This window comes from Dactylosporangium sucinum, assembly GCF_014647515.1.
Classification (GTDB): domain Bacteria; phylum Actinomycetota; class Actinomycetes; order Mycobacteriales; family Micromonosporaceae; genus Dactylosporangium; species Dactylosporangium sucinum.
The window spans coordinates 1-203 of record NZ_BMPI01000209.1 but is presented as its reverse complement, the minus strand read 5'-3'; the positions used below and the strand labels follow the sequence as shown (position 1 = coordinate 203).

At 71.9% G+C, this 203-nt stretch carries 1 protein-coding gene; it reads right to left on the bottom strand.

Annotated features, from left to right (window positions below):
• A partial coding sequence (locus IEZ31_RS55870) for a hypothetical protein (RefSeq protein ID WP_190258303.1) occupies window positions 1–203 on the bottom strand: 203 nt, incomplete at both ends.

The window sequence follows — 203 nt, the reverse complement described above, 5'->3', positions numbered from 1 at the left end:
CCGGTCTTGTCGAGCAGCAGGGTGTTGACGTCGCCGGCGGCCTCGACGGCGCGGCCGGACATGGCGAGGACGTTGCGTTGCACGAGGCGGTCCATGCCGGCGATGCCGATGGCCGACAGCAGCGCCCCGATCGTGGTCGGGATGAGGCAGACCAGCAGCGAGACGAGGACGATCCCGGTGACGCCGTCGGCGGTGAGCGCCGC